Annotated in this window: 24 protein-coding genes; 13 read left to right on the top strand and 11 right to left on the bottom strand. The window is 64.9% G+C overall.

Annotated features, from left to right (window positions below; genetic code table 11):
- Positions 1–79 precede the first annotated feature (79 nt).
- The 3 genes from BLS75_RS12510 (at position 80) to BLS75_RS12520 (ending at position 1,926) form a co-directional block, all read left to right on the top strand.
- Positions 80–796, top strand: a complete 717-nt coding sequence (locus BLS75_RS12510) for a purine nucleoside phosphorylase YfiH/LACC1 family protein (RefSeq protein ID WP_011063432.1) — start codon at positions 80–82, stop codon at positions 794–796.
- On the top strand, positions 793–1,248 hold the full coding sequence (locus BLS75_RS12515; protein ID WP_072450955.1) for a GNAT family N-acetyltransferase: 456 nt from the start codon (positions 793–795) through the stop codon (positions 1,246–1,248). Before BLS75_RS12510 ends, BLS75_RS12515 begins: the two co-directional genes overlap by 4 nt.
- 96 nt (positions 1,249–1,344) lie before the next feature.
- Positions 1,345–1,926 carry a membrane protein gene (locus tag BLS75_RS12520; RefSeq protein ID WP_019093550.1) on the top strand — a complete coding sequence of 194 codons (582 nt, stop codon included), beginning with the start codon at positions 1,345–1,347 and terminating at the stop codon, positions 1,924–1,926.
- A 9-nt stretch (positions 1,927–1,935) separates the two neighbouring features.
- On the opposite strand, the gene BLS75_RS12525 is transcribed toward BLS75_RS12520, so the two are convergent.
- The 4 genes from BLS75_RS12525 to BLS75_RS12540 all read right to left on the bottom strand — a co-directional run bounded on the left by BLS75_RS12525 (position 1,936) and on the right by BLS75_RS12540 (position 4,654).
- The gene (locus tag BLS75_RS12525; protein ID WP_011063435.1) at positions 1,936–2,289 is read right to left on the bottom strand and encodes a gamma-glutamylcyclotransferase family protein; all 354 of its coding nucleotides are present in this window, start codon (positions 2,287–2,289) and stop codon (positions 1,936–1,938) included.
- Between the two features lie 30 nt (positions 2,290–2,319).
- Positions 2,320–3,414 (bottom strand): D-alanine--D-alanine ligase, encoded by a 1,095-nt coding sequence (gene ddlA, locus BLS75_RS12530; RefSeq protein WP_065365173.1) that lies wholly within the window; start codon positions 3,412–3,414, stop codon positions 2,320–2,322.
- A 38-nt stretch (positions 3,415–3,452) separates the two neighbouring features.
- The gene (locus BLS75_RS12535; RefSeq protein WP_072450956.1) at positions 3,453–3,938 is read right to left on the bottom strand and encodes a GNAT family N-acetyltransferase; all 486 of its coding nucleotides are present in this window, start codon (positions 3,936–3,938) and stop codon (positions 3,453–3,455) included.
- 74 nt (positions 3,939–4,012) lie between these two features.
- Complete coding sequence (locus BLS75_RS12540; protein WP_072450957.1) at positions 4,013–4,654, bottom strand: LysE family translocator; 642 nt, start codon at positions 4,652–4,654, stop codon at positions 4,013–4,015.
- A 242-nt stretch (positions 4,655–4,896) separates the two neighbouring features.
- On the opposite strand from BLS75_RS12540, the gene BLS75_RS12545 reads away from it, so the two are divergent.
- From BLS75_RS12545 to BLS75_RS12560, 4 genes are all read left to right on the top strand, one after another.
- The gene (locus tag BLS75_RS12545; RefSeq protein WP_072450958.1) at positions 4,897–5,706 is read left to right on the top strand and encodes an AraC family transcriptional regulator; all 810 of its coding nucleotides are present in this window, start codon (positions 4,897–4,899) and stop codon (positions 5,704–5,706) included.
- An 81-nt stretch (positions 5,707–5,787) separates the two neighbouring features.
- Positions 5,788–6,174: a cupin domain-containing protein gene (locus tag BLS75_RS12550; RefSeq protein WP_011063440.1), complete on the top strand. Its 387-nt coding sequence runs from the start codon at positions 5,788–5,790 to the stop codon at positions 6,172–6,174.
- Between the two features lie 258 nt (positions 6,175–6,432).
- Positions 6,433–7,047 carry a biliverdin-producing heme oxygenase gene (locus tag BLS75_RS12555; RefSeq protein WP_072450959.1) on the top strand — a complete coding sequence of 205 codons (615 nt, stop codon included), beginning with the start codon at positions 6,433–6,435 and terminating at the stop codon, positions 7,045–7,047.
- Positions 7,044–9,284 (top strand): ATP-binding protein, encoded by a 2,241-nt coding sequence (locus tag BLS75_RS12560; RefSeq protein ID WP_072450960.1) that lies wholly within the window; start codon positions 7,044–7,046, stop codon positions 9,282–9,284. The genes BLS75_RS12555 and BLS75_RS12560 overlap by 4 nt, the downstream gene beginning before the upstream one ends.
- 36 nt (positions 9,285–9,320) lie before the next feature.
- Here BLS75_RS12560 and BLS75_RS12565 read toward each other — a convergent pair whose 3' ends face one another.
- The gene (locus BLS75_RS12565) at positions 9,321–10,220 is read right to left on the bottom strand and encodes a LysR substrate-binding domain-containing protein (protein ID WP_011063443.1); all 900 of its coding nucleotides are present in this window, start codon (positions 10,218–10,220) and stop codon (positions 9,321–9,323) included.
- A 102-nt stretch (positions 10,221–10,322) separates the two neighbouring features.
- Here BLS75_RS12565 and BLS75_RS12570 point away from each other — a divergent pair, with 102 nt between their 5' ends.
- The gene (locus tag BLS75_RS12570; protein ID WP_011063444.1) at positions 10,323–11,255 is read left to right on the top strand and encodes a DMT family transporter; all 933 of its coding nucleotides are present in this window, start codon (positions 10,323–10,325) and stop codon (positions 11,253–11,255) included.
- 5 nt (positions 11,256–11,260) lie between these two features.
- Here BLS75_RS12570 and BLS75_RS12575 read toward each other — a convergent pair whose 3' ends face one another.
- Positions 11,261–12,667 carry an MFS transporter gene (locus BLS75_RS12575; protein ID WP_072450961.1) on the bottom strand — a complete coding sequence of 469 codons (1,407 nt, stop codon included), beginning with the start codon at positions 12,665–12,667 and terminating at the stop codon, positions 11,261–11,263.
- Between the two features lie 97 nt (positions 12,668–12,764).
- Here BLS75_RS12575 and BLS75_RS12580 point away from each other — a divergent pair, with 97 nt between their 5' ends.
- Entirely contained in the window at positions 12,765–13,649 is an 885-nt protein-coding gene (locus BLS75_RS12580) for a LysR family transcriptional regulator (RefSeq protein WP_072450962.1), read from the top strand.
- Positions 13,650–13,655: 6 nt separating this feature from the next.
- Here the strand turns inward: BLS75_RS12580 and BLS75_RS12585 are convergent, their stop codons facing one another.
- Positions 13,656–14,162, bottom strand: coding sequence for a YbaK/prolyl-tRNA synthetase associated domain-containing protein (locus BLS75_RS12585; protein ID WP_072450963.1), 507 nt, complete (start codon positions 14,160–14,162; stop codon positions 13,656–13,658).
- Between the two features lie 36 nt (positions 14,163–14,198).
- Positions 14,199–14,804: a flavin reductase family protein gene (locus tag BLS75_RS12590; RefSeq protein WP_072450964.1), complete on the bottom strand. Its 606-nt coding sequence runs from the start codon at positions 14,802–14,804 to the stop codon at positions 14,199–14,201.
- 164 nt (positions 14,805–14,968) lie between these two features.
- Between BLS75_RS12590 and BLS75_RS12595 the strand changes: the two genes are divergently transcribed.
- The 3 genes from BLS75_RS12595 to BLS75_RS12605 all read left to right on the top strand — a co-directional run bounded on the left by BLS75_RS12595 (position 14,969) and on the right by BLS75_RS12605 (position 17,341).
- Positions 14,969–15,742, top strand: coding sequence for an SDR family oxidoreductase (locus BLS75_RS12595; protein ID WP_072450965.1), 774 nt, complete (start codon positions 14,969–14,971; stop codon positions 15,740–15,742).
- 109 nt (positions 15,743–15,851) lie between these two features.
- Positions 15,852–16,760 carry a LysR family transcriptional regulator gene (locus BLS75_RS12600; protein WP_019093558.1) on the top strand — a complete coding sequence of 303 codons (909 nt, stop codon included), beginning with the start codon at positions 15,852–15,854 and terminating at the stop codon, positions 16,758–16,760.
- Positions 16,761–16,813: 53 nt separating this feature from the next.
- Positions 16,814–17,341 (top strand): GNAT family N-acetyltransferase, encoded by a 528-nt coding sequence (locus tag BLS75_RS12605; protein ID WP_072450966.1) that lies wholly within the window; start codon positions 16,814–16,816, stop codon positions 17,339–17,341.
- Between the two features lie 39 nt (positions 17,342–17,380).
- On the opposite strand, the gene BLS75_RS12610 is transcribed toward BLS75_RS12605, so the two are convergent.
- Together BLS75_RS12610 and BLS75_RS12615 are read right to left on the bottom strand one after the other, a co-directional pair.
- Complete coding sequence (locus BLS75_RS12610) at positions 17,381–18,697, bottom strand: methyl-accepting chemotaxis protein (RefSeq protein ID WP_072450967.1); 1,317 nt, start codon at positions 18,695–18,697, stop codon at positions 17,381–17,383.
- A 273-nt stretch (positions 18,698–18,970) separates the two neighbouring features.
- Positions 18,971–20,287 (bottom strand): methyl-accepting chemotaxis protein, encoded by a 1,317-nt coding sequence (locus tag BLS75_RS12615; protein ID WP_011063455.1) that lies wholly within the window; start codon positions 20,285–20,287, stop codon positions 18,971–18,973.
- A gap of 215 nt (positions 20,288–20,502) precedes the next feature.
- Here BLS75_RS12615 and BLS75_RS12620 point away from each other — a divergent pair, with 215 nt between their 5' ends.
- On the top strand, positions 20,503–20,997 hold the full coding sequence (locus tag BLS75_RS12620; protein ID WP_072450968.1) for a RidA family protein: 495 nt from the start codon (positions 20,503–20,505) through the stop codon (positions 20,995–20,997).
- 60 nt (positions 20,998–21,057) lie between these two features.
- Here the strand turns inward: BLS75_RS12620 and BLS75_RS12625 are convergent, their stop codons facing one another.
- Positions 21,058–21,390, bottom strand: a complete 333-nt coding sequence (locus BLS75_RS12625) for a DUF2790 domain-containing protein (RefSeq protein ID WP_072450969.1) — start codon at positions 21,388–21,390, stop codon at positions 21,058–21,060.
- Positions 21,391–21,393: the final 3 nt, after the last annotated feature.

Below are 21,393 nucleotides of genomic sequence, written 5' to 3' on the forward strand. Positions count from 1 at the left end.
CCAGCGTTGTCTGTCAGCAAAAGTACCTCGGATACCGCTATGCTCTGCAGCCATTCCCAGGTTACCGAGCGAAGGCCCGATGAGTTTCCAGGCAGGTGTGTTGAACCAGATATCCGGCATCCGTCATGGGTTTTCGACCCTCGGCGCCGCCCTGCCGGCCAACCTGTTCTTCTGCTCGCAGATCCACAGCGGCGAGGTGGTGCAAGCCAGTACCACGCTACCCAGCGGAATCATCCGCGGCGATGCGGTACTCACCCATTCCAGCCGGCCCATCGCAGTGGTCACCGCCGATTGCCTGCCGTTGCTGATCAGCAGCGAGGACGGTTCCTGGGTCGCGGCAGTGCACGGCGGCTGGAAAGGCCTGCATGGCGGGATCATCGCCAATGTGCTGCAACACTTCGCCAGCAAGGGCATCACCCCACAGCAATTGCGGGTGGCCATCGGCCCATCGATCAAACCCTGCTGCTATGAAGTCAGCGCCGATTTCATCGACACCCTGTCCGCCACTCAGGACCCGCTGTGGCCGGCCGCACAGGCCCCCTGGAGCCGTGAGCAACCGGCCCCGCTGCTGCCGCCGCAGATTCCGCCACCGCAACCGACCCAGGCCGATTCCCTGTGGTTCGACCTGAGCCGCTATGCCGTGCACTTGCTGCACGCCGCTGGAATCAGTGATGAACAGATCGAAATCAGCGAGCTGTGCACCTACTGCTCGACCCCGGCCCTGGCCAGCTATCGTCGACGCGGGCACCGGGGTGAAGCCAAGGCCTTCCAGTACTCGTGGATCGGCCGGACATGAACCTCGAGAGTGCACTACTCCCAACCTCCCTGAGCGACCTGGAAACCCTGGTCCAGATGCGCATCGCGGCGATGCGCGAAAGCCTTGAGCGCCTGGGGCGCTTCGATCCGCAGCGGGCCCGGGAGCGTTTTGCCGCAAGCTTCGCGGCCGAACGCTGCCACTTCATCCTCAGTGACGGACAGCCCGCAGGCTTTATCCAGAGCCAATCACACGGTGATCATCTGCGCCTGCAGCACCTGTACGTCTTACCGCAATTCCAAGGGCGGGGCCTCGGCGCCAAGGCCCTGGAGCAGCTTTTGGAACGCTCCGCCAAAGAGCAGCTACCCATCCACCTGGATGCGTTGCGCGGCAGTGACTCGAATCGTTTTTATCGACGCCTGGGTTTTGTTCAGGTGGGTGAAAGTGAATGGGATATTCACTACGTTCGGCCGGCGGATCCACCTCGGGCCTGAACCCGGTTCCGCTCGGCCACCGAGCCCCTGCTGGTTCTTGGCCAGCAACCTGAGCTAACGTTGCCTCCCCTCTCAGGCCCAACCCAAGGAGTGCCCGTGTCTGACAACCTCTATGCCCCGCCCCAGGCGGATCTGGTCGCCCCCTCGCCCGAAGCGGCGCAACAGCCGTTCTACGTGGTGTCCAAGGCCAAGTTCCTGACCCTGTACATCCTCACCTTCGGCATCTACCAGGTGTACTGGGCCTACAAGAACTGGCATCAGTTCAGGCACGCCAGCGGCCAGGAGCTGTGGCCGGTGGCCCGGGCCTTCTTCGCGATCTTCTTCACCCATGCGCTGTACCGCGAAGCCGATGCGACGCTCAAGCGCGACGGCCGCAGCCATGACTGGCGGCCCGGTGAACTGGCAACCCTGTTTGTGGTGGGGGTGATCATCAACAACGTGGTGGACGCGCTGTCGCGCAAGAATATCGGCTACCCGGTGACCGACATTGCCAGCCTGGCGCTGCTGCCGGTACTGGCGTGGATCACCTGGCTCGGCCAGCGCGGCCTGAATGCCGCCGCGAAAGATCCCGAAGGCCGCAGCAACGCCCGTTTCACGCCGCTGAACTATGTGTTCATCGTGCTCGGGGCGGTGCTGCTGGCCCTGGCGTGCATCGGGGTGATGCTGCCGCCGGAGTGAGCCGAAGACTCAGGCGCTGACGTAGACCCAGGCCTGGATGCCCGAGGCCAGGGTCACGCTGACCCGCTTGTAGTCCGAGACTTCATAGCTGTCGGCCGCTGCCAGCTCCTCGGGGGTGATGCAGAACACGGTGCCGGGAATCGGCGCGCTGTCCGCCGCCCCCGGGCGCAGGATCGGATGATGGGTCTTGCCGCTGGCCGCCAGCACCTCGGGGTCGGTGATTTCCACCCAGCTCTGTTCGTAGCCAAGCATGGCATCCGCGCTGCCACTCAACTCACGGCCAAAGTTGGCGATCTGCACCGCCTTGTCTTGCAGGGTGCCGTAGGAAAAAAGATAAACCGATGCATCTGTTGCCGAACTCATTCGTCACGTCCTTAACCACGATGATCCGCTTCAGCGGTTGATTTTCAGCCCTTGCCGTTCAGCGTGACGCTCCAGCGCCAGCTCGATCAGGCGGCTCACCAGCTCGCTGTAGCTCATGCCGGTGGCCTGCCAAAGTTTGGGGTACATGCTGATCCGGGTGAAGCCCGGCAGCGAGTTGATTTCGTTGATCAGCACCTCCCCCTCATCGGTGAGAAACACATCGACCCGAGCCAGCCCGGAGCAGCCCAGCACCTGGAATGCCTCGACGGCCAGGGCCCGAATGCGCTCGCTGTGCTCAATGCTGATGTCCGCCGGCACCAGCACCTGGGCCGCCTCCCCGTCGATGTACTTGCTGTCGTAGGAATAGAAACCGTTGCTGACCACGATCTCGCCGCAACCACTGGCAATGGGCTGGTCGTTGCCCAGCACCGCGCATTCGATTTCCCGCCCACGCACTGCCGACTCCACCAGCACCTTGTGATCGAAGCCCAGGGCCAGTTCCACCGCGGCCTCGTATTCGGCCTCGTTGTCGACCTTGCTCACCCCCACCGATGAACCCTGGTTGGCCGGCTTGACGAACAGCGGCAGGCCGAGTGTTTCCCGGGCCAAGGCAAAACCGTAGCGAGCACGGGTGGCCCGGGTCAGGGTGATGAACGGGGTCACCGCCAGCCCGGCGTCGCGCAGCAGGCGCTTGCTGATGTCCTTGTCCATGCACACCGCCGAGCCCAGCACATCGGAGCCGACAAAGGGCAGGTCGGCCATGCGCAGCAGGCCCTGCAGGCAACCGTCTTCGCCCAGGGTGCCGTGGACGATGGGGAAGATCACATCGACATGCCCCAGCAGTTCCTGGCTGGAGGTTTCCACCAGTTGCTGGCTGGCCTTGCCCGGCACCACCGCCAGTTCGCGATTGGACTGGTTGAGGGCGATCAGCGCCGGGTTTTCCTGGTTGATCAGGAAGTTCGAGGTGTCGTTGAGGTGCCAGTGCCCCTGTTTGTCGATGCCGATCAGCACCGGCTCGAAACGCGTGCGATCCAGGGCATCGACGATATTGCGCGCCGACTGCAGCGACACTTCGTGTTCGGCCGAACGGCCACCAAAAATAATCCCGACCCGCAACTTGCTCATGACTGCTTCCCGTTGAAAAAATGATTGCTGACGGTTCTTCAATTCAGCTGGGGGCTGTAGCGCAAATGGATCAGCGCCACTCGCTCCTGCTCCTTGTTCTTGCGCTCTTCGATGGCGAACGGCACAAAGCCCAGCTTCGGATAGAGCAGCAACCCCGCCACGTTGCTGTTGAAGCACGACAGCGTCACCTCGCTGGCCTGGTGCTTGCTGTGGGCGATGTGGATCATCTGCCCGATCAATTGCGCCGCCAGGCCCGCGCCGCGCACCTCTGGGTCGACGATGACATTGCCGATGGTACAGGTGCCGCCCTTGGCCCAGCGGTAGAAGTTGGCAAAGCCCACTACCTGCCCGTCACGCTCGATCACCGTCGAGTCGCTGCGCTGGGCGATGGAGTCGCGCAACTGCTCGTGGGTCAGCGGCCAGGTGGCGGCGGGAAAGAAGAAATACAGCTCCTGGGGATTGCCCACGAAACTGCAGATCCGCGGAATGTCCGCCTCTGCCACCGGGCGAAAAACAACAGCCATGTTCAGTCTCCTGATACGGGGACGGGTCGTCCTTTTTGGGGGGCGGATACTGGCCGGCGCAAGGCACCGGCCGTTCAGCGATTGGCCAGCAGATGCCCGCCGAACAGCACATAGCAACCACCGGCCAGGCGGTCCAGCCAGCGCCGGGCCCGGGCATAGAACCCGGCCACCCGGCTGCTGGCGAAAAACAGCGCCACGCAGCAGTACCAGGACAGCGACAGGCCGGCCATGGTCAGCACCGCCAGCCCCAGTAGCAGAGGTGGCGGGGAGGCCGGCATCGACGTGGCAAAAATGGTGGCCACGAACAGCGCCGACTTGGGGTTGGTCATGTTGCCGAGAAAGCCCAGCCGGTAGGCCGAGAACAGGCTGCGCGCAGCATGGCTCGCGCCATCGGTGGTCGGGGTCTCCAGGGCCGGCTTGCGCTTGAACTGCTTGAGCCCCAGGTAGATCAGGTAACAGCCACCGGCAACCTTGAACAACACGAACAGCGCCGGCACCGCGCTGAACAGCGATTTGATGCCCAAGCCTCCCGCCAGCCCCCAGAGCACGGTGCCGCTGGCCACCCCCAGGGCGGCGAACAGGCCATGGCGCCGCGAACAGCCCGCCGCCAGTTGTGCAGTGGTGAAAAAGTTCGGCCCGGGGGTGATCACCGCCACGCTCCAGAGCAGGGCCAGCGACAACAACGGGGCGAGGTAAACCAGGTGTGAGGCGTACATGGGAACAGATGGCCATGAAGAGGGTCCGGGGGAACGACGCTACTCCACTCGCGCCTGCCCAGGCAACCGCCGATTGGCCTCGCAACCCGGCTCAGGCAACAAGCCATCGTGCAGCGCCGGAACCCTCCTGCAAGCCGCCCTTCTTCCGGCAGAACCGCTACGGCGTAGAACCGAGGGGCAAGACAGCCAGCGCGCCCCTGAGTTAACGTACGGCCCTTGGTTTCATCCATCAGGACCGTTCCATGGCCAAACCCGCAGCTGTCACCGACTGGGTTCACCGCGCGCCGCCCGCCCGGGGCCTGGAGCGCATCGAGGCGTATTTCGCCGGCCATGGCTATGACATGCACCGCCATGACACCTACGCCATCGGCCGCACCCTGCACGGGGTGCAGAGCTTCCAGTACCGCGGCGGCTGGCGCCACAGCCTGCCCGGCGCCACCATGGTCCTGCACCCCGACGAAGCCCACGACGGCGAGGCCGGCACCCACGACGGCTTTCACTACCGCATGCTGTATGTCGAGCCGGCGCTGATCCAGCAGATCCTCGGCGGCCAGCCACTGCCCTTCATTACCGGCGGCCTGTCCAACGACCCGCGGCTGTTTGCCGCCACCGAGGCCCTGCTGCGGGGGGTCGACAGCCCCCTGGACCCGCTGGAACAGGAAGACGCCCTGTTCGATCTGGCCCATGCCCTGAACAGCGTCTCCGGGGTCGCCCAATCACGGCAACGTTTCGACTATGTGGCGGCCGAGCGGGCCCGGGAATACATCCACAGCACCCTGGACCGCACCCTGACCCTGGAGGAACTGGCGGCCCACAGTGGGCGCGACCGCTGGAGCCTGTCCCGGGATTTTCGCCTGCTGTTCGGCACCAGCCCCTACCGATACCTGAGCATGCGCCGCCTGGACCTGGTCCGCGCGCTGCTGGTGCAGGGCCAGACCCTGGCCAACGCCGCACTGATCGCCGGCTTCACCGACCAGAGCCACATGACCCGGCAGTTTCGCCAGACCTACGGCCTGCCACCGGCGCGCTGGCTGAAGATGCTCGGCCGCTGAGGCCACACACGATCATTCAAGAAGCCCTAGCCCCTGGCTGTTTACCCTCAGCGCTCATTCATCACTGAGGTGGACCACACCATGCAAAACCCTGCCCCGCAAGACGCCTACCAGAGCATCAACTTCGCCAGCAAACTCGGCCTGTTCAGCGAACACTGGACCCCCAAGGTGATCGCCGAGATGAACGACTACCAGTTCAAGATCTCCAAGTTGCAGGGCGAATTCGTCTGGCACTCCCACGCCGACACCGATGAAACCTTCATCGTGCTCGACGGCCAGTTGTACATCGACTTCCGTGACGGCCGGGTGGCCATCGGCAGTGGCGAGATGTTCGTGGTGCCCAAGGGCGTCGAGCACAAACCCTGGGCCGAGCAGGAGGTCAAACTGCTGCTGATCGAACCCAAGGGCGTGCTCAACACCGGCGACCAAGGTGGCGAACGCACCGCCCAGAACGACGTCTGGATCTGATCCTCACCGCTGAACCTGCGAGACGGAAAAAGGAATTTCTGCCTCTTGAACACAGTCAGACACAGCAACACGTCATCGATCGACTACCCTTGGCCGACCAATGGTGCGTCAAAAACTGTACGTCAGTGCAAAAAGCACAGGTAGAGTGACGCTCTTATTTTTCTGTGCGATGGCTCTAGTGCAGGGACTACAGCCTGGTCCCAGCTTTCGATGACGCCCATGGCGCGTCCATTACCTGTTGCGACCCCTGACCCCTGAATGCCCAAACCGCACCAAGACACCACCGCCCCCACCCTGCTTCAAGACCTGCGCGCCGGCACCGCGACCTTGCACGTGGCCCTGGAAAAGCGCCTGCCGTTCTTCTCCGAGCACCTCGATGCGGCCTGGTACCAGCGCCTGATCCAGGCCTATTTCGGCTTCTATCAGCCCCTGGAGGCGGCCCTGCATGACAGCGGCCTGATCCCTGCCGGCTACGACCCGGAGCAGCGCCGCAAGACCCCGGCCCTGGCCGGCGACCTGCAGGCCCTGGGCCTGGCCCCGGAGCGCATCGACGCCCTGCCCCGCTGCGACCATCTGCCCGCACTGGCCAGCCCCGGCGCGTGCCTGGGCGCCCTCTATGTACTGGAGGGCGCGACCCTGGGCGGGCAGATCCTGCGCCGGGAAATGGCCCAGCGCCTGGACCTGCACGGGGATAACGGCGGGGCTTTCCTCGACGTGTATGGCGCCGCCACCGGGCGGCGCTGGAAAGACTTTCTCGACTACCTGGGGCGCATGCCCGAGGACGCGAGCGCACGACAACAAGTGGTCCGCGCCGCGCAATCCACATTTGCCTGTTTCGAGCACTGGCTCGACAGCCGCGAGGTGCTGCTATGACCCCACAAGACGCCCAAGCCTTCGAACAACTGCTGGCCAACTGCGCCGATGAGCCAATCCGCTCCCCCGGGGCGATCCAGCCCCATGGCGTGCTGCTGACGCTGTCGGAGCCGGAGCTGCGCATCCAGCAGATCAGCGCCAACGTCGAGGCCCTGCTGGGCCAGCCTGCCGCGCAGGTCCTCGGCCAGCCCCTGGAGCAACTGCTGGGAGACACCGACGGCCAGCGCATCCGCGAGGTGCTGCAACTGCCGCGCTTGTCCGATGCGCCACCGCTGCACCTGGCCGTCAATGGCGCGCGCTTCGAAGGCTTGCTGCATCGCCACCAGGGAGTGCTGATGCTGGAGCTGGAAATCCAGCTCGAACACCTGCAGCCCCAGCACCTGAAAGAGCAGACCGAGAACCTGGGGCGCCTGCTGCGGCGCTTGCAGACGGCCAAGACCCTGAATGAGCTGTACGCCATCAGCGTCAGCGAAATCCAGGCGATGACCGGCTACGACCGGGTGCTGATCTACCGCTTCGAAGAGGAAGGCCACGGCCAGGTGATCGCCGAAGCCACCCGCCCCACCATGGAAGTGTTCAATGGCCTGTTCTTCCCGGCCTCGGACATTCCCCAGCAAGCCCGCGAGCTGTACCGCAGCAACTGGCTGCGGATCATCCCCAACGCCGATTACCAGCCGGTACCCCTGCTGCCGGCACTGCGCCCGGACACTCAGCAGGCTCTGGACCTGAGCTTCGCCACCCTGCGCAGCGTGTCGCCGATCCACTGCCAGTACATGAAGAACATGGGCGTGCTGTCCTCCATGAGCATTTCCCTGCTCAAGGGCGACCAGCTCTGGGGCCTGATCAGTTGCGGCAACCGCCAGCCGCTGCTGGTGCCCCACGAGCTGCGCATTGCCTGCCAGACCATCGGCCAGGTGCTGTCGTTGCAGATCAGCGCCATGGAAGCCCTGGATATCAGCCGCCAGCGGGAAGAGAAAGTCACCGCCCTGGCCAGCCTCGACCAGGCCATGCGCGACACCCCCGACAGCGTCTTCGACGGCCTGACCCAGGTGCCGCAACTGCTGCTGGACCTGACCCAGGCCGGTGGCGTGGCAATCATCGAAGACAAGCAACTGCACTGCTTCGGTAACTGCCCGCCCCAGGACGAAATCCGCGCCCTGCACCGCTGGCTGCAAGGCACCGGGCAGGCGGTGTTCGCCAGCCATCACCTGGCCAGCGTCTACCCGCCGGCGGCGAGTTATCAACAGGTGGCCAGCGGGGTCCTGGCCATGACCCTGCCCAAGCCTGTGGATAACGGCGTGCTGTGGTTCCGCCCGGAAGTGAAGGAAAACATCAACTGGAGCGGCAACCCGCAAAAGCCCCTGGACCTGGAAAACTCCGACGCCGGCCTGCGCCTGCGGCCGCGCACCTCGTTCGAGATCTGGAAAGTGGAGATGGCCGGGATCTCCACCAAGTGGAGCCACGGCGACCGCTTCGCCGCCAATGACCTGCGTCGCTCGGCCCTGGAGCACGACCTGGCGCGCCAGGTGCTGCGCGAGCAACAGGCCGTGCGCGCCCGGGACGAACTGGTGGCGGTGGTGTCCCACGACCTGCGCAATCCGATGACCGTGATCTCCATGCTCTGCGGCATGATGCAGAAGGCCTTCAGTTCCGATGGCCCGCATACCTCACGGCGCATTTCCTCGGCCATCGACACCATGCAGCAGGCCGCCAGCCGCATGAACAACCTGTTGGAAGACCTGCTGGACACCTCCAAGATCGAGGCCGGGCGCTACAGCATCGCCCCGCAGCCGCTGGACGTCAGCCAGATGTTCGAAGAGGCCTATTCATTGCTGGCGCCACTGGCTCTGGACAAGGCCATCGACATCAGCTTCCACGCCGAACCGGACCTCAGGATCAACGCCGACCCCGAGCGCCTGTTCCAGGTGCTGTCGAACCTGGTGGGCAACGCCATCAAGTTCACCCCCAAACAGGGCAAGGTCGGGGTGGTGGCGATGTCCGACGGCGAGCAGATCGTGTTCAGCGTGCGCGACTCCGGGGAGGGCATTCCCACCGACCAGTTGCCATTCATTTTCGACCGCTACTGGACCATGAAGGAAGGCAACCCCAACGGCACCGGCCTGGGGCTGTACATCACCCAGGGCATCATCCACGCCCACGGCGGCAAGATCGAAGCCCACAGCGAAGTGGGCAAGGGCAGCGAGTTCCGCTTCAGCGTGCCGCGCGCCAGCCTCTGACCCATAGCCCGGGGCTGGCCATTGAGCCCCGGGCGCTCATTCAGCCGCCTGGGCCACCAGCCAGTCGCGAAACAACTGGCCGCTGGCGGACAGGCGCTTGTGCCGCGGATGCACCAGAAAATCCGCCTGCCCGGTGCGGAACGCCCACTCGCCAACCCGCAGCAACTCGCCCTGGGCCACCAACTGGCTGGCCATGAAATCCCAGCCCAGCCCCACGCCCATGCCCTGCTGCACCGCGCTGAACATCAGGGTCAGCTGGTTGAACCCCAGGGCCCCCGGTGGCGCGCTGTAGTCCAGCCCGAAATGATGGAACCAGTCCCGCCAGTCGATGCAGTTCCACTCCGAGGCGTCCAGCTGGATCAACGGCAGTTCGGCCAGTTGCGCCAGCTCCTTGACCACAGGCAGCTCCAGGCGCCGGCTGACGATCGGGTAGACCATCTCGGCGAACAGCGATACCGCCGCCAGGGACGACCAGTGCCCCGCACCATAGAGAATGCCGAAGTCATGCTCGGCCACGCTGGACTCGTCCATGTCGTTGTTGGCATGGATGCTCACGGTGATGTCCGGGTGCTGCTTGTTGAATGCCAGCAGGCGCGGGAACAGCCAGAACTGCGCCACCGCGTGGGTGCATTGCACGGTGATGGTATTGGCGTCGCGCCCGGCCCGCAGGCGGCTGACGCTGCGCAGCAAGGCTTCGAGCTGGGTGCTGACCTCGACGAACAGCGAGGCGCCGCTGGCGGTGAGCTTCACCCCCCGGGCCTGGCGCTCGAACAGTTCGGTCTTGAGCGACAGCTCCAGGGCGCGGATCTGCTTGCTCACCGCGCTCTGGGTCAGGCACAGCTCGGTGGCCGCACGGGTGAAGCTGGCGTTGCGGCCCACCGCCTCGAAGGTGACCAGGGTTTCCAGCGGCGGCAGATGACGGGCGAAGCGGCTCACAAGGCATTCCCCAGGAGAATAGGTAGGTGCCTATATATCCTTTGTCCATCCGGTCAGCAATGACTAGCCTGCGCAACTTGATGAATAGGTACGAGTGTTTGCATGAAACGTGGAGTTGCTTATGCCGCCCTGGCCGGTGCGGTCTGGGGCCTGGCGATTGTGGTGCCCAGCCTGCTGCCTGAGTTCAGCCCGTTGCTGCTCAGTTGTGCGCGCTTCAGCCTCTACGGTGCATTCTCCCTGCTCCTGGCTGCGCCCCAGGCCCGGGAGCTGCTGCAACGCCTGACCTGGGGCGATGCCGTGCTGTTGGTGAAGCTGGCGCTGACCGGCAACCTGATCTATTTCATGCTCCTGGCCAGCGCCATCCAGTGGGCCGGCGTAGCCAGCACCGCACTGATCGTCGGCTTGCTGCCGCTGACCATCACCCTGGCTGGCCGCGGTGATGCCGATGCTGTGCCCCTGCGCCGGCTGCGCTGGCCCTTGCTGCTGGTGTTCGCCGGCATCTGCTGCATCAACCTCGACACCTTGCTCACCGCCCACAGCGATTCGGTGGAACTGGGCCAGCGCGCCCTGGGCCTGCTCTGCGCCTTCGGCGCCTTGCTGTGCTGGACCTGGTTTGCCACCGACAACGCCCGCTACCTCAAAGGCAGCCGTTTCAACAGCAGCCAGTGGTCGACCCTGTGGGGCATTACCACTGGGCTGATGAGCGCCTTGGTCTGGCTGCTGGCGGACGGGTTCTCATTGCCCGGCACCCGGGCCGAGGCCAGCGAGCAGCGCTGGATGCTGTTCTGGGGCCTGAGCCTGTCCAGCGCGGTGCTCGGCTCCTGGTTCGGCAATCGCATGTGGAATGCCTCGACCCGGCGCCTGCCGTTGACCCTGAGCGGCCAATTGATCGTGTTCGAGACCCTGTTCGCCCTGCTCTATGGCTTCATCTGCCTGCAGCACCTGCCCAGCCTGCTGCAAAGCAGCGCCGCCCTGTTGCTCCTGGCCGGGGTGCTGTGGGCGGTGCGCCGCCACCTGCCACAGGCCCATGGCTGACGCCCTCAGCCCTGGGCCACGGAACAGGCCGGCAAGGCCACTCCAGCCCGGGGCAGGCGCAGCGCCAGCAAGGCCCCGAACAGCGCCAGCAGGGCGCTGGCGGCGGTAGCCATCTCGATGCCATAGGCCTGATTGCCGCCGGCGCTCAAGGTGTTGGCCAGGGACACCAGCAGCGCCAGCCCCAGGGCGCCGCCGATCTGCTGGCTGGTGGAGGCCACGCCCGCAGCCACCCCTTGCTCGGACGCCGCGATACCCTGCCCGGCCGAGACCCACATCGAGGTCCAGGTCATGCCCTGGCCGATGCTCATGATCACGATCCCCGGCAGCAGGCCGACAAAGCCGCTACTGCCCGGCAGGGCCAGGTACATCAGGCTGATGCCCAGCGCCCCGAGCAGCAAGCCGCTGACCAGGGTCGCCCGCAAGCCTACGCGCAGCAGGGCCCGCTCCGCGACCCAGATCCCGGCGGTGCACAGCAGGGTCGAGGGCAGGAACGCCAGTCCGCTCTGCAACACACTGAACTGATAGACCTGCTGGAAATACAGGCTGAGGAAGTAGTACTGCACGCCGAAGCTGCTCATGAACAGCGCGGTAATCACCATGGCCATGCGCAGTTGTGGATAACCCAGCAGGCGCAGGGGCATCAGCGGGTCGGCGCTACGCTGTTCAAGGCGCACGAACAACCCGAGCAGGGCCAGGGACAACGCCAGGCAGCCCAGGGTCGCCGGGGCGCTCCAGCCCCACTCCGGGCCCTGGACGATGGAAAACACCAGCAGGGTGCCACCCAGGGTCACGGTCAGCGCGCCGCGCAAGTCGAACTGACGGCCGCGCTGGCGCGCAGGGTCGGCGGGTATCCAGCGCCGGGCCAGCAACGCACAGGCCCCAGCCAGGGGCACGTTGACCAGGAACACCGCCTCCCAGCCCCAGTACTGGGTCAGCACCCCGCCCAGCAGCGCCCCCAGGGCCAGCCCCGCCGCCGAGGCCGCGCTCCACACCGCAAAGGCCCGGTTGCGCGCCGGCCCCTCGGCGTACCAGGTGTTGATCAGGGCCAGGGTCGCGGGGAACAGCATTGCCCCGCCCACGCCCTGCACCGCCCGGGCCAGCACCAGCAGCAGCGCGCTGCCGCCCAGGCCGCCGGCCAGCGAGGCCAGGGCATACAAGGACTGGCCGACGATGTAGAAACGCCGCTTGCCCAGGAGGTCCGCCGCCCGTCCGCCCAGCAACAGGAAACCACCGAAAGCCACGCTGTAGGCACTGACCACCCATTGCAACTGCTGGGCGGAAAAGCCCAGGTGGCTGCCGATTTCCGGCAGGGCGACAAACACGATGGTGGCGTCCAGGGCGATGATCAATTGCGCGGTGGCCAGCAGTAACAGCATCCAGCCCGACGGGTTGGCTAACGGGGTCGCGGACATCGCGAAGATCCTTGTGTGGAAATAACCGACGGCCAGTGTCATCGATGCCGTTTAAATGATAAACAAGCCATTCTCTCTTTCAGTAATGACTTTAATCATGGATCTGAACGCCCTTCGCCTGCTGGTCCGGGTTGCCGAAACCCGCAGTTTCACCCGTGCCGCCGGTGACCTGGGGCTGACCCAGTCCGGCCTGTCCCGAGCCATTTCCCGCCTGGAACAGCAGCTCGGGGTCCGCCTGCTGCAACGCAACACCCGCAGTGTCAGCCTGACCCCGGACGGCCAGGTGCTGGTCGAGCGCGCCGCGCCCCTGCTGGCGGAACTGGCCCACGCCGAACACCTGCTGCTGGACCGCCGCGAATCCCCCAGTGGAATGTTGAAGATCAGTACCCCGTCACTGTTCGGGCGCAAGGTGGTGATGCCGGTGATCGGCGAACTGACGGCCCAGCACCCGGCGCTGAGCATCGAAGCGGTGATGACCGACCGGGTGGTGGACATCATCGATGAAGGTTTCGACGCGGTGGTGCGCACCGGGGTGATCCAGGACCAGCGCCTCATTGCCCGGCCCCTGGCTCCCCTGCGCTGGGTCACGGTGGCGGCGCCAGGCTACCTGGAACGCCATGGCACGCCCCGGCACCTGGCCGACCTGCAGCAGCACAACTGCCTGGCCGTGCGTAACCTGCGCAGCGGTCGGCTGGTGGACTGGCAGTTCATGGACCAGGGCAAGCCCCTGGACCTGGCCGTCCAGGGCCGGCTGATTTTCGATATCGGCGATGCCCTGGTGGACGCGGTGCTCGGCGGCTTCGGCATTGCCCAGTTGATGGAGTTCGCGGTACGCGAAGCCCTGGACACCGGCCAGCTGGTGCCGGTTCTGCAGGAGCATGCCGGGCGCAGCCGCGAGCTGTCGCTGGTGTATCCGCCCTCGCGCCAATGCTCGCCGAAGCTCACCGCCTTTGCCGAGGCCCTGGCTCGGTTGAGCTGGTAGCCGCCTTCAACCGGGCTGGGCGCTGTCGCTCTCCAGGTCCCGGGTCACGCTCAGCAGCAGCGGCTGGGCGACCCTCAGGTAGTCCTGGGTATCGAGCACCATGGAGGCATCCAGGCGCCCGGCGTTGAAGGCGATCTCGCTGTAGCGGGAGGTCAGTTGCGGGTCGACGATCAGCCGGATGCGCGGATCGAAACTCAGCGGAGCAATGGCGCCGATCACGCAACCAGTCAGTTCCCTGGCCAGCTCCGGCGATACCAGTTGCGCCTTCTTGCCCCCCAGGGCCGCGCCGACCTTTTTCATGTCCAGCTTCTGGTCGCCGCTGAGAATCACCAGCCCATACACCTCGTCTGTGCCCTTGAGGCTGCAGAGCATGGCCTTGGCTCCCTGCCCAGGTTCAGTGCCGCGGATCTCGGCAACCCGCGCCGACTGCCCTTCGGCCGGGTGAAAAATCACCCGATAGCGCGCCTGGTGGCTGTCCAGCAGGCTCACTAGACGCTGAAAGACTTCGTGCATGTTCACTCCTTGAAAAAAAGTGCATCGGGGGTCGGCTCAAGCTTCTCCGACCTGGGGCAGTTGCCGACCGTCAACAGCGTCACCGATGGTCAGGAAATGCCCACCCGCAACATGGTGCAGGGTACGCAGCCGGTCGTGCCCGTCGAAGTGCCAGCGCCCTTCGCTGAACACCCGGGCATCGGCCTGGGCGGCAATCACTTCGCCAAGGAACAGGTCGTACTGCTGGTGGTTGTGGGGCTCGGGCAGCAGCCGGCATTCCAGCCAGGCCACGCAACCTTCCAGCAGCGGCGCCGCCAGTTGCTCGCCGGCAAAGGCCTGCAGATCGTAGGCGGCGAACTTGTCGCTACCGCCCTGGCTCAGCTCAAGCCCGGAGCTGTTGCCCAGGCTCTGCACGATATCCACCTGGGCCACGCAAGGCACATTGAGCACGAAGGTGCCCGAGGCCTCCAGCAGTTGTCGGGTCCAGGTGGACTTGTCGAGCACCACGGCGACTTTCGGCGGCTCGAAATCCAGGGGCATGGCCCAGGCCGCGGCCATGATGTTGCGCTGCCCGCCATGGGCTGCGCTGACCAGCACCGTTGGGCCGTGGTTGAGCAAGCGGTACGCCTTGTCCAGCGGTACCGGGCGACGAAGATCGGACATGACTGGCTCCTGAAAAAAACTGCGATTGTAGCCCCATCGCGGCCGCCGGCAGGCAAGGTCATTGGCCGGATTTTCTGGATAATCCGTCCAGCCGCCGACGGCTTATCAACAGCGGTGCAGACACTAGACTCAGCCTTCACCCCAATTGTTGAAGGACCCGCGCCATGACCGATCACTCCCTGAACAACAAAGTCGTGCTGATCGCCGGTGGCGTGAAGAACCTCGGCGGCCTGATTGCCCGCGACCTGGCCAGCCACGGTGCGCGGGCGGTGGCCGTGCACTACAACAGCAACGCCAGCGGGGCCGACGCCGAGGCCACGGTGGCGGCACTCAAGGCCCTGGGTGTGGAGGCCCAGGCGTGGCAGGCCGACCTCACCCGCGCCAGTAACGTGGAGCAACTGTTCAACGAGGCCAAGGCGCGCTTCGGCAAGATCGACATCGCCATCAACACCGTGGGCAAGGTGCTGAAGAAACCCATCATTGAAATCAGCGAGGACGAATACGACCAGATGTTCGCGGTCAATGCCAAGAGCGCCTTCTTCTTTATCAAGGAAGCCGGCAAGCACCTGGAGGACAACGGCAAACTGGTGACCCTGGTGACTTCGCTGCTGGGGGCCTTCACTCCGTTCTATGCCGCCTATGGCGGCTCCAAGGCGCCGGTGGAACACTTCACCCGGGCCGCGGCCAAGGAGTTCGGTGCCCGCGGCATTTCAGTGACTGCCGTCGGCCCCGGGCCCATGGATACCCCATTCTTCTACCCGGCCGAAGGCGCCGACGCCGTGGCGTACCACAAGAGCGCCGCAGCCCTGTCGCCTTCGAGCAAGACCGGGCTCACCGATATCGAGGACGTGGTGCCCTTCATTCGCCACCTGGTCACCGAAGGCTGGTGGATCACTGGCCAGACCTTACTGATCAACGGCGGCTACACCACCAAGTAATCCTGGCGCCCAAGGGGTAAATTGGCCTGCCGAGCCGCAGCATCGATCGCCTCGGCCGATGCTGCGATCCACTGCCGTCAGGCGCCCCCGAACCAGGATCGTTCAAACGATGGATAAGCTTGAGCAATACCGCGTGTTCATCCAGGTGGCCGACATGGGTAGCTTCATCAAGGCTGCCCATGCCCTGGAACTGCCACGGGCCACCGTCTCTTCCGCCGTGCAGCAACTGGAAACCGGCCTCGGCACCCGACTGCTGCACCGCACCACCCGCCACGTGCAGTTGACCGCCGACGGCGCCATTCTGCTGGAACGGGCGCGGCGCCTGCTGGCAGACGCCGCCGAACTCAACCAGTTGTTCCACCACCGCCAGATAGACGTCAGCGGGCGCTTGAACATCGATGTGCCCAGCCGCATCGCCCGGCGCCTGATCGTCCCCGCCCTGCCCCGATGGCTGGCGCAATACCCCGGCCTGCAACTGGCCCTGGGCGCCAGCGATCGCAGCATCGACCTGGTCCAGGAAGGCATCGACTGCGCGATCCGCGTCGGCAGCCTGGCCGACAGCAGCCTGGTCGCCCGCCCACTGGGGCAACTGGCGCTGATCAACTGCGCCAGCCCCGCCTACCTGGCCGAACAGGGGGAGCCACACACCCCCCAGGACCTGCAGAACGGCCAGTGGATGGTCGGTTATGCCTCCCCGGACACCGGCCGCGAGCAGCCCTGGGAATACCTGCTGGAAGGTCGCGAGCACCTGCTGGGGCTGCCCAGCCGGGTGATCGTCAACAACGTCGAGAACTACATCGCCTGCTGCCGTCAGGGGCTGGGGCTGATCCAGGTGCCACGCTTCGACGTGCAGCACCTGCTGGACCGTGGCGAGCTGGTGCAGGTACTCCGTGAACTGCCGGTGGCGCCCATGGATATCTGCGCGCTATACCCCGACCGGCGCCATCGCTCGCGCCGCCTCAACGTGTTCATCGAATGGTTCGCCGAACTGATCAAACCGCACCTGGAGGCTTGCTGAACACCCGCGGATCGTGAGAAGAAAGCGCCTTCACGGATTGAGGCACTGGCACCATGACCCACCTGCACATCAGCGCTCCCCACCTCGACGACCTGGATGACCTGCTGGCCTTCGAAGGGGAAAACCGAGCGTTCTTCGAAGCCTCGATCAACGCCCGGCCTGCCACCTACTACTCCCGCGAAGGGGTCGCCGAAGCCATAAACCAGGCGTGCGAGGATGCCGAGGCAGACCGCGGCTATCAGTTCCTGATCCGCGACAACGCAGTGCTGGTGGGGCGCGTCAACCTGCATCGGGTGCAGCGCCCCTACTTCAATTGCGCGGAACTGGGCTACCGGGTCGGCGCCCGCTTCAACGGCCGCGGCATTGCCCGCACTGCGGTGCAGCTGGTGCTGCTGCGTGCCTTCGACGAACTGCAACTGAGCCGCATCGAAGCCAATGCGCGGCCGCAGAACACCGGTTCGGTGCGGGTGCTGGAAGCCTGCGGCTTCTCTTGCTACGGCCATTCGCGGCGCAGCTTCCTGTTGCACGGCGAGTGGTTCGACCGCTTGCACTACGAGTGCCATGGGCCTGCGCAACGCTAGCAACCCGGGCGTGCGCCCCCAAGGCGCACGCCCACGCCCTCAGGCCGACAGCTGGTTGGCGAACTGGCCGACCGCACTGACCACTTTCTGCGCACCGTCCTGAATCTCGACGATGACCGTGCCGGCCTCCGCTGCCAGGGTCAGGCCCTGCTCCGCCTGCTGCCGGCCCTCGGCCATCAATTCCACCGCCGAGCGGGCCATGTCCTGGTTCTGGCGCACCACGCCGACGATCTCGTCGGTGGCGTTGCTGGTGCGCGAGGCCAGTTGCCGGACCTCATCGGCGACCACCGCAAAACCCCGTCCCTGTTCACCGGCCCGGGCCGCTTCGATGGCCGCATTGAGGGCCAGCAGGTTGGTCTGTTCGGCAATCCCGCTGATGGTCTTGACGATGCTCGCTATCACCAGGGACTGATCGTTCAGGGCTTCGATGCCGTCCCCGGCCTGCTGCATGCAGGTAGCCAGGTCACGCATCACGTCCAGGGTCTCGGTGACCACCGCCGAGCCGCGCTGGGCGCTGGTGTCGGTCTGTCGGGAGATGCTGTAGGCGATGTCCGCCGCCTCGGCTACCCGTTGCTCCTGGTTCACCTGATCGGTGATCAGGATGGCGAACTTCACCACTTTGTAGAGCTGGCCACTGGCGTCCACCACCGGGTTGTAGGAAGCGTCGAGCCACACCACCCGCCCCTGGCTGTCGATGCGCTTGAACCGCTGGGCGATGTATTCGCCGGCGTTCAACCGTGCCCAGAACTCCTGGTAGCCGGGCCCTTCGTATTCCTGCGGCTCACAGAACAGGCGGTGGTTCTGGCCCTGGACCTCATCCAGCCGGTAGCCCATGCAGGCAAGAAACCGCGAGTTGGCCGTCAGCACCCGGCCTTGCAGGTCGAACTCGATCACCGCAGAGGAGCGCAGCAGCGCCGCCATCAGGTTTTCATGCTCGCAGGCACTTTCCACCGAAGCGCTCTGGTCGGTGCAGATCAGGTTGTAATGATCGAGCCGCCCGGCGCCATCGCGGATCGGCTGCACGCAGACCTGCAGCCAGGCCTCGCGGCCGCCTCCGCGTTGCAGGCGCAATTGGCCGGTGTAGCTTTCGTTGCGCCCCAGGGCCGCCTTGAATTCGCGATACAACGGCACAGCCTGAGGGTGGCGCGAGATGATGCTCTCCAGGGCCACGCCGGCCAGTGGCTGGCCATCGAGTTCCAGGGCCTGGATGAAGTTCTGGTTGGCCCGGCGGATGGCTCCCTCGCCATCGAGTTCGAGATTGAGCACCTGGCTTTCCAGGCAGGCCTTGAATTGCTGCAGAGCGTTCAGCTCATCGCTCAGGGTGGCAAGTTGCTGCTTCAAACGTTTGTTGAACATGGATACACCGACAGACTAGGAGTGGATACAACAACCCCTAGCCATCGGCGCAGTTTGGGCTTTCTCCAAGCCTCGCGGCGCTTTCCAGACACTTCCTACAAGCCTCTAGGAAATTTCTTGGTTTTTCTTGGGCGCAGCCGTCGCCCGGGGCCCTATCGGTCATGCCCGAGTGTTTCAGCGTGGGAAATGAATGGCGCCAAGGGCGCCGGGGCTGGTCGATGCCGCCCTGAAACCCACAGTGCCCCGTGGCGGGAGCACTGTGCTGGGGAGCAATCAGGAGGACAGTTGGTTGGCGAACTGGCCGACCGCGCTGACCACCTTCTGCGCGCCGTCCTGGATCTCGACGATCACGGTGCCGGCTTCCGCCGCCAGGGCTAGCCCCTGCTCGGCCTGCAGCTTGCCTTCGGCCATCAGTTCCACGGCTTCGCGGGCCATGTCCTGGTTCTGGCGCACCACGCCGACGATTTCCTCGGTGGCCTTGCTGGTGCGCGAGGCCAGTTGCCGGACTTCATCGGCCACCACGGCGAAACCACGTCCCTGCTCACCGGCCCGGGCCGCCTCGATGGCCGCGTTGAGCGCCAGCAGGTTGGTCTGTTCGGCAATCCCGCTGATGGTCTTGACGATGCTGCCGATCACCAGGGATTGCTCGTTGAGGGCGCCAATGCCTTCGCCGGCCTCCTGCATGTGCTTGGCCAGATCGCGCATCACGTTCACCGCCTCGGTAACCACCGTGGTACCGCGCTGGGCGCTATTGTCGGTCTGCAACGAGGTGTTGTAGGCAATGCTCGCCGCCTCGGCCACGGCCAGTTCCTGGTTCACCTGGTCGGTGATCACGGTGGCGAACTTCACCACTTTGTAGAGTTTGTTGTTGGCGTCCATGACCGGGTTGTAGGAAGCCTCCAGCCAGACCACCCGGCCATGAGCGTCGATGCGCTTGAAGCGCTCGGCGATGAACTCCCCGGCGTTCAGGCGTTTCCAGAAGGCCTGGTAGGCCTGGCTGTTGTACTCCTCCGGCTCGCAGAAGATGCGGTGATGCTTGCCCTGAATCTGCGCCAGGCTGTAGCCCATGCTGGAAAGGAAGCGGTCATTGGCCGTCAGCACGTTGCCGTTGAGGTCGAACTCGATCAGCGCGGTGGAACGCATCAGCGCGCCAATCAGGTTCTCGTGCTCCCGAGAGGCCTCGATGGTGCGGGTCAGGTCGCTGGAGAAGATCGCGAAATACTTGATCCGCCCCTCGGAGTCGCGAACCGGCTGGGAGATGGAACGCAGCCAGGCTTCCTGGCCATTGCCGCGCAGCAGCCGCACCGCCCCGGCAAAGTGTTCGCCCCGGGTCAGGGTCGCCTTGAACCGCAGGTGAAACTCATCATGCTTGACGTGTTCCGGGACGATGTCCTCCAGGGCCCGGCCCACCAGATCGCCAGTCTTGTAGAGCATTTCCTGGGCGAAATTGTGATTGACCGACTGAATCCGTCCATCGGCGCTCAGGTTGATGACGAGCATCTCGCTTTCAAGGCTCTCCTTCACTTGCTGAAGGCTCGAAAGTTCTTCGCGTAGAGTCGACAACTCCTGCTTCAAGCGTTTATTGAACATGAGGATGTACCGGGGGGGCTGAAAAAGTGGACTGCTTTGGGCCTAACATCGGCCCTGAAAGATTTTTCTTAATAGCCATTAAGGCTTGTCTGACAAAAATAATTCCGCGGCCAGCAAGGCCGCGGAATTCGGGCCCGCAGCCGGGGATTTCGCGCAACCAAGGAGCGCGTATAGTCGGCGACGGGAAATTCCAGGGCGATCGACGGAGTTGGACTATGAATGCATCACGCAAGGCACTTTTCCAGCAGGCCGCAGCACAGGTCGGACACAGTTTCGAAGGCGAGATGCGCATTGGCGGCAATTACGTGCCGGCGGTGCGCAATGGCGATGAGGTGTATGTCAGCGGGCAGATCCCGCGTATCGACAATACCGTGATGGTGGTTGGCCGGGTCGGTGCCGAAACCTCCCTGGAGCAGGCCCGGCACGGGGCGCAGATCTGCACCCTGCGGGCCCTGGCGATCCTCGAGCAGATGCTCGGCGACCTGCAGCGGATCAAGCGCATCCTGCGGATAAACGTCTATGTCCAGAGTGCGGCGGACTTCACCCAGCAGAGCGAAGTGGCGGACGGCGCCTCCGCAGTCCTCTATTCGATCTTTGCCGACGCCGGCGTACACACCCGGACCTCGGTGGGGGTCTATCAATTGCCCAAGAATGCCTCGGTGGAAGTGGACATGATCGTCGCCCTGCACCCCGGCTCCGGCAACGACTGAGTGCAGCCACGCTGGCCGGCCCCACCCCTGCGGGCCCGGCACAGCAGCGCCGGCGGCCCATCAACTGCCGTTTTTGCGGCACTGGCCCATGACCTGGTACTCGATGGTCTTGAGCTGGCCGGCAGAATCCTCATACGTCATGCGCGAAGGCACCACCTCGCAGGACTTGATCGGCGGGGTCACGTTGACCACCTTGGCGACATCCAGCTTCATGCCGTAGCGGTACGCCTGCACCACTGGCGCCGGCTTGCCCTGGTTCGCCGCATAGCGCTCCATGGCCTTCTGGTTTTCCACCATGGCCCGGGCGAACGTACGGTCGCCTCCCCCTTCGGCCTGCACCAGGGAAGCCAGGCTCAACAGCAGCGCGGCGAGACTCAGGTTGATTGCTTTCATCAC

Origin of the sequence: Pseudomonas sp. NFPP12 (assembly GCF_900103205.1) — a bacterium.
In the GTDB taxonomy this organism is placed as follows: Bacteria; Pseudomonadota; Gammaproteobacteria; order Pseudomonadales; family Pseudomonadaceae; genus Aquipseudomonas; species Aquipseudomonas protegens.